Source organism: Vibrio sp. A1-1 (assembly GCF_021728175.1).
GTDB classification, from domain to species: Bacteria; Pseudomonadota; Gammaproteobacteria; order Enterobacterales; family Vibrionaceae; genus Vibrio; species Vibrio diabolicus.
The window spans coordinates 96,944-103,080 of the sequence record NZ_JAKKCL010000016.1 but is presented as its reverse complement, the minus strand read 5'-3'; the positions used below and the strand labels follow the sequence as shown (position 1 = coordinate 103,080).

Below are 6,137 nucleotides of genomic sequence, written 5' to 3'. Positions count from 1 at the left end.
ACCTAAATCTGATCATCAAATCGATCTTGGATGTATTGAGATTATTGTGACTTCAGTATCTAATTAGTGAAAATATGACTTCACGTCATCCCTTATTCCATAAGGGGTTTTCATGATCTTGCCCTGGTTTAATTGCTTGTTTAAGCGGTTACGCGGGGATGAAACAGGTCATTAAATAACTTGGCGATCATCAAAATGAGCATGATGTTTACCAGCATGAGTAAAGGTGTTTCGATACGATACTCCGGGGTCAAGTTAAGTGCGCCTGAGGTTAATACCACTAATAAATTGACGCCTAAGACCCTATGGATCATCAGCTGTGGTGTAGAAAATACCTCCCAAATCAAAATAATATTGATGAAATAAAATAACCCTAGTTGCCAGAGCTCAGTCATCATGGGCATCAAGAAGATGTATTGCAGCAGTATCACTGAACCTGTTCCCAAAACGCCAAAGAAGGCACCTTTAACAACGCTAGGAGGCATTGTAGGTACTATTGATGAAAAGACACCGGCCAACATAGGGAAGATAAACCCACCTGGTACAGGGAGATAAATCCAAACCAATAACGAGGTGATAAACATCGATAGGCCTTGTAAAACCTTTCTGCGGTCTTCTTTCAAGTGCTGTATGAAAGTCCGGTGTTCACGATGCCAAGATGTTTTCTGTTTCACTTGTTCTGTCAATAAGGTACGACCAATTAGATGCGTGGTTGGCTGAGCGATATCAAATAGCGTCAGGTTTTGAGCCACAGGTTTCCAGTCAATATCATCACAGTGAGGCTTTTCCACTTGTTCAAGTAATCGTTCTTGAATACGTTTCATCTCTTCGAGGCGCTGATGCCACAGTTTTCGATGTTCTTTGAGGTGGTAACTGCCCGTGAGCGGTAATCCCAGTAGTTGGCACATCTTCTCAATGTTTGCTGTGTTGGTTTCAAGCGCATCAATATCAATGTCATTTGGTTTGTCCATAGCTTTAAGCAACACCTCACGGCTGCTCTCAAAGCGTTGAATGAAATTCTCTTCAGTATTCACTGGCCAAACCAAACGATAAACAACGGAGAAGGTAATGATGCCAAGGATAGTTTCCTGCATTCGAAGTACTGCGAAATGGAACGTCACTTGACTATCAAACCCTCCCATACAAGCGATAATAGAGCACACAGCAAAGCCTATGGAGAACACATAACCGTACTTTTCGTCGCTCGACATGAAAATGCATACACCTAAAAATAGGGTAAAAAAAGTCAGGAACAAAAAGCGATCTTGAGAAAATGCTGTGATTAGGAAAAAGGCATAGCCAATGCCCAGTAGGGTTCCCACTAGGCGATTATGACCTTTGTTTATCGAGTGAGCGAAGCTTTCATTTAATGCCATTACCGCGACGGCGATCGCTGCCCAATAGGGTTTCTCCCATTGAAACCATAAGGCGAGGCAGATTGCGATAACGATAGACAGCGCAGCTTTAATAGCTTCTTTGGTTGAGGCATTAAACATACATTTCACCGCATTTATTGTTTGATGATTTTGATGGATGCCGTCATACCGACGCGTAGTTGAAAATCTTTTGGTAAGTTGTCTAATTTCACTTTAATTGGAATGCGTTGAGCTAAGCGTATCCACTGAAAGTTAGGGTTCACATTAGGCAGTAGGTCGTTACCTGTACTACCGTCTTGCTTCGCGATGCCATAACCAATGCTCTTGATTTTACCTTCCAGCACCATTTCGTCGTGCATCATTAAGGTCACGTATGCTTTATCTCGTGGATCAACACCAACTAAATCCGTTTCTTTGAAATAGCCTTCGATCCAAAAGCTGTCTTCATCAATTAATGCTACAACTGGTGAGTTTGCGACAACTTGGGAGCCGGTGCGCAGATTAAAATTAGTGATGTAACCATTTGTTGGAGCGTACACCTTGGTGTAATCAAGGTTCAGTTTTGCTTCTTCGACGTTTGCTTTCGCCAGCTCCACGTTTGCGATTGCTGTCTCTACGGCGTTGTTCAAATTGTTCAACGTCAGCACAGATACCGCGCCAGGTGTACGCTTTTCTAGTTCCAGTGCACGTTGTTCTTCATTTTTGGCTTTCGCTAACAACGCAATGGCTTGCTTTTGAGCCGCCTGGGCTTTGTGGTAAGACGCTTTATAAATGCTTGGGTCAATCTCAAACAGTAAGTCGCCCGCATTAACTTGGGAGTTGTCTTCAACATATACCTTGATGACTTGCCCGGTTACACGGGGCGTTATAGACACAATGTACGCGCTGACATGACCATCTCTAGTCCAAGGATTGTTTGAGTATGATTGGTAGTAACTGAAAATCACAGTGCCAGCGGAACACAGTAATAAAAATGTGATTAGATAACGTTTTATCACGGAATTTGCCTCAAAAGATGGTTATGAATAGACCAATAACGCCAGTAAAAATCACAATTAGGCTCAGCTCAGCAAGTGCTGGAAACGCAACGTATTTGTGTACCCCTAATTTTGTTGCAACGGTTCCAACCAAAATGGTGAGAATGTAAGCCAATGCAATAACCAGCAACAAGGGTGGGAAGTAAACTTCACCCCACACAAGCTCATGTGGCATTGAGTTCATAGTGCTTTTCTCTATTTATTTGATGAATGCAAAGATAAGAGAAATCCTACAAATGTAATAATCGCTTTTGTAGGATCAAATCCATCAATGTATTTTTTTAGAGAGTTCGTAATGAGTTACGTCTGATGTCGAACGTGCTTTAAGGGGAGTGTGAGTGCGATAAGTTTTCGCATTTACGTGCGGAATAACTACGTATCTAATGATGAAGATAAAGGCCTCGGGTTAACCGTCGCTCTTTCGGGCTAGTATTCTCAATAACTTGTGATAGTTTAGCCATGTAGCCCTAAGATATAAGAAAACCTATGAATTTTAGTCTTGAACAACTATTGGCATTCGTTGCTGTTTACGAGGAGCTTTCGTTTAGCAAGGCTGCTGTAAAATTGAATAAGCACAGAACAACCATCGGGCAGGTTATTACGAATTTAGAAGATTTACTTGCTGTGAGCTTGTTTAATCGGGTTGGCCGTTCCGTAGAACCCACTGAAGATGCTCGCCTTCTTTACCACTATGCAAAGCAAACAATTGAACAAGCCCGTACGTTTGACAAAGTCGCATTGAGCCTTGCTCATGGTGGCTTAGAGAGTGTCAGCATTGCCTATTCTAGTGCCATCCCACATCGTTTGCTGGTGTTACTTCGTGTTCAATTAGCGGCAGATTTTCCGATGATGCGAGTTAACTTTTTTGTTCGTAACCGTAACGAGATCAAAGAAGGTTTAGCGACTGGTGAGTACCAGTTCGGTATTGTTAATGTGCATGATAGCCGTGCAATACACAGTCTAGACTCGACGTTTTTAGGTCACTTTGAATTTGTTCCCTTTGTCCAGAAAGGTGGTGAACTGGCTTCTATGGCACCCGACCGAGTGTTAACTGCGTTGAGGAATAGCAAGCAATTTGTGTTGCGATCTTTCGTTGAAGAAGGAATGGGTGAAAAAGTTATCGTCAGTTCGAATCATGAAGAAGTCGATCAGTTGGCTCTTGTTGTAAAAATGGTTGAAGCAGGGCTAGGGTGGGCGATTCTTCCTAGAACGCTGGCTCATTCCGAATTTTCTAATAATGATATAGAGCCCGTTGAAGTCTGTGAATTACTAGAAGGCTTTAAGTTTGGTTTTGGCCTTTGGTGTCAACCCTCTAAGCAAATAGGGGATGTAAAAGACTCTATCATGAGGGTCATTACGGCGTATCGGGAGAAGCTAATCCGCGATTTTAAAGCGACGCCATAACTGTATTCATCCAGACCACATTTATAAACAAGACTCAATTCGAGTCTTGTTTTTTTACTTGAAAAATTCTTCTCTTCTGATTGGACGTTAATGGTTATTGGGAGGGAGTAATCCTCTGTATGTGAGTATAAGATCGATGCTTTTTTTATTTATTCAAGCTTCGTTCAATGAGAAAGCTCATATCGCTCAGCCGCTGTTAGTTTAAGAAAGAGAGGCTGCAGTTATTTCACCTCTTGATCTGATCTAAATAAATTGAGAACCAGTACCCCTAGAACTATAGCGATAGAAATAGAGACGAATCGAGTCATTTGAGCAGAAAATGATTCGATGCCCGTATTGTTAATAATCTGGTAAGTCAGCACAGTGAAGTTAGTAAAAAGCAATTGATAGATGGTTAAGTGTGTCTGTCGACGTATTGCAAAACACGCTAGTTGCAGGCCACAAAAGATGGTAACGCCAAGTACAACGTAAGTAGGTGCACCTGTGGCTACTGCAAGCATGCATGGAATAGTAAACAAGATCCCTAGGCTTGTAGTGATAATTCGATACCGCCCAAAGGAATGACTGTCTTGATTAACTGGGTGCTTAATCATGCTGCCAAATGTTATTGCGATCAATAGCGTTTGAGAGCTTCCAGATGATATTAGCGCGTACAAAACAACACACAATGCGGTTGCTTTAAAGACGATAAGCCCGGTATGTTCGTTTGCACCATCAAGAGTGGTTTGGTCTGGTTGTATATCTTTTTCGTCCCCAGGGAATAACCAAAAGCTAATATATGTGGCAACCAACGCAACAATGAAGCTAGTAAATAAGACCCATGGCAACCCCTCAAGCGACAACCCCATTTGTTGGCTTGTGACCACGATAATCAATACAACAATCAAAGTGAGTGTCGAAACGATGTCTTTGGGATCGCGATGACTTCGGTAATAACTCCAACAGAGAAGTGACCAAGTAAACAGTAAGAAGCCACTAGGAGAGCTCATGAGCGCTCCTGCTAAAGTTACGATGCCAAAGCTGAGAAGTGAGAGTATTACCAGCAATTTCAACATCATGTTGAACGGGGGTTTAGATGGCATCAGTGTTAGAAAAATCACAACGAATATTGGCGCGATAAAGGGAGTAGGTGCACCTGAATACTGTAAGTAAAACAGTAAAAGAATCGGAGTGAAAACCAATCTAATGATTGGGTTTGCTGAACTATGAAACATAAGTCCAGATACTCAACACTCTCATCCAGAAAGAGGCCAGCCACTCTCCAAAGGTGCTTTGCTCAGTTAAAAAAGCGACCGTTGCTTTCGAACCATAACGTACGTTTTCGGGAATATCTCCGCCTTCAAAAACAATATTTACAGGATAGCGCTGTGCGTTTAAGGAATTATTGTCTGCAACCAAAAAGCCAGTTGTCGGATCGACGTCGTTACTGCCACCAGTACCCCAACCAATGCTTTCTACTCGCCCTTCAAACACTCTGCCAGGTAAAGCATCCAACACAATCTTTGTTTTTTGTCCCGCACGAACATGCTCGAGTGAGTTTTCGCGAACAAGCGCTGATACCCACACGCCTCTCGGATCAATGAAAGTGACAAGAGGTGAGCCAGTCGTCGCTTTTTGCCCAACAGTGAGTTGTAAGTTAGAAACGATCCCCTTTGATGGAGCAATCACTTTCGTCCGTTGTAAGTCGAGTTGCGCTTTTTCAAGATTTGCTATAGCTGCGAGAATCTGGGGATTATCTTGCCCTTCGGGGCCAAGATTATGCTTGGCTTGAGCTAAGGACGCTTCTGCTGCCTCTAATGTGGCTTGAGCTCGTGCTTTGGCTTCGATGGCGTTGTCTAGCTCAGATTTACTCAATACCCCTTTTGCGGCGAGCTCGGTTACGCGAGCTGCTTGTTCTCTGCGTTGTCACGAGCTGCGAGTGATTCAATGACCTTAGCTTGTGCCACTTCAACAGCCGCTGTGTTGGCTCCAATGTTTTGGCCAGCAATGGCTAAGTTTGCTTCGGCTGAACGCAGATTAATTTGATAATCTCTTGGATCAATTTCGAAAAGCACATCACCAGCATTAACGACTTGATTATTACGAACATGGATTTCAGTTAGGTTCCCCGAAACCTCTGGAGTAATACGGACAAGATAAGAATGAATCCGAGCGGTGCCAGTGATTGGTGTTACTCGATCAGCCCACAAGCTATATAGCCAAACCACAAAAACGAGGCCAATAATAATAAAGCTTAACTTTCTGGAAGATGATTCCGCTTTAGACATCCAATTCTCTCTTGTTACAATACGTTAGGTAAGCAATGTTACAACATGTGACA

General features: G+C 42.7%; 5 protein-coding genes and 1 pseudogene. 1 reads left to right on the top strand and 5 read right to left on the bottom strand.

Translation table 11 applies throughout. The features are described from left to right. Window positions 1–140: 140 nt before the first annotated feature. From L3V30_RS19685 to L3V30_RS19675, 3 genes are read right to left on the bottom strand one after another with little or no spacing between them, the layout of a single operon-like run. Window positions 141–1,496, bottom strand: coding sequence for an FUSC family protein (locus L3V30_RS19685; protein WP_237309619.1), 1,356 nt, complete (start codon window positions 1,494–1,496; stop codon window positions 141–143). 14 nt (window positions 1,497–1,510) lie between these two features. Further along, on the bottom strand, window positions 1,511–2,374 hold the full coding sequence (locus L3V30_RS19680) for an HlyD family secretion protein (protein WP_134646498.1): 864 nt from the start codon (window positions 2,372–2,374) through the stop codon (window positions 1,511–1,513). 10 nt (window positions 2,375–2,384) lie between these two features. After that, window positions 2,385–2,597 carry a DUF1656 domain-containing protein gene (locus tag L3V30_RS19675; protein ID WP_237309617.1) on the bottom strand — a complete coding sequence of 71 codons (213 nt, stop codon included), beginning with the start codon at window positions 2,595–2,597 and terminating at the stop codon, window positions 2,385–2,387. 302 nt (window positions 2,598–2,899) lie between these two features. Between L3V30_RS19675 and L3V30_RS19670 the strand changes: the two genes are divergently transcribed. Beyond that, window positions 2,900–3,817, top strand: a complete 918-nt coding sequence (locus L3V30_RS19670) for a LysR family transcriptional regulator (protein ID WP_237309615.1) — start codon at window positions 2,900–2,902, stop codon at window positions 3,815–3,817. Window positions 3,818–4,038: 221 nt separating this feature from the next. Here the strand turns inward: L3V30_RS19670 and L3V30_RS19665 are convergent, their stop codons facing one another. Then, on the bottom strand, window positions 4,039–5,031 hold the full coding sequence (locus tag L3V30_RS19665) for a DUF2955 domain-containing protein (RefSeq protein WP_237309613.1): 993 nt from the start codon (window positions 5,029–5,031) through the stop codon (window positions 4,039–4,041). Next, window positions 5,021–6,084 (bottom strand): annotated as a pseudogene (locus L3V30_RS19660) (HlyD family secretion protein). Before L3V30_RS19660 ends, L3V30_RS19665 begins: the two are co-directional and overlap by 11 nt. Window positions 6,085–6,137: the final 53 nt, after the last annotated feature.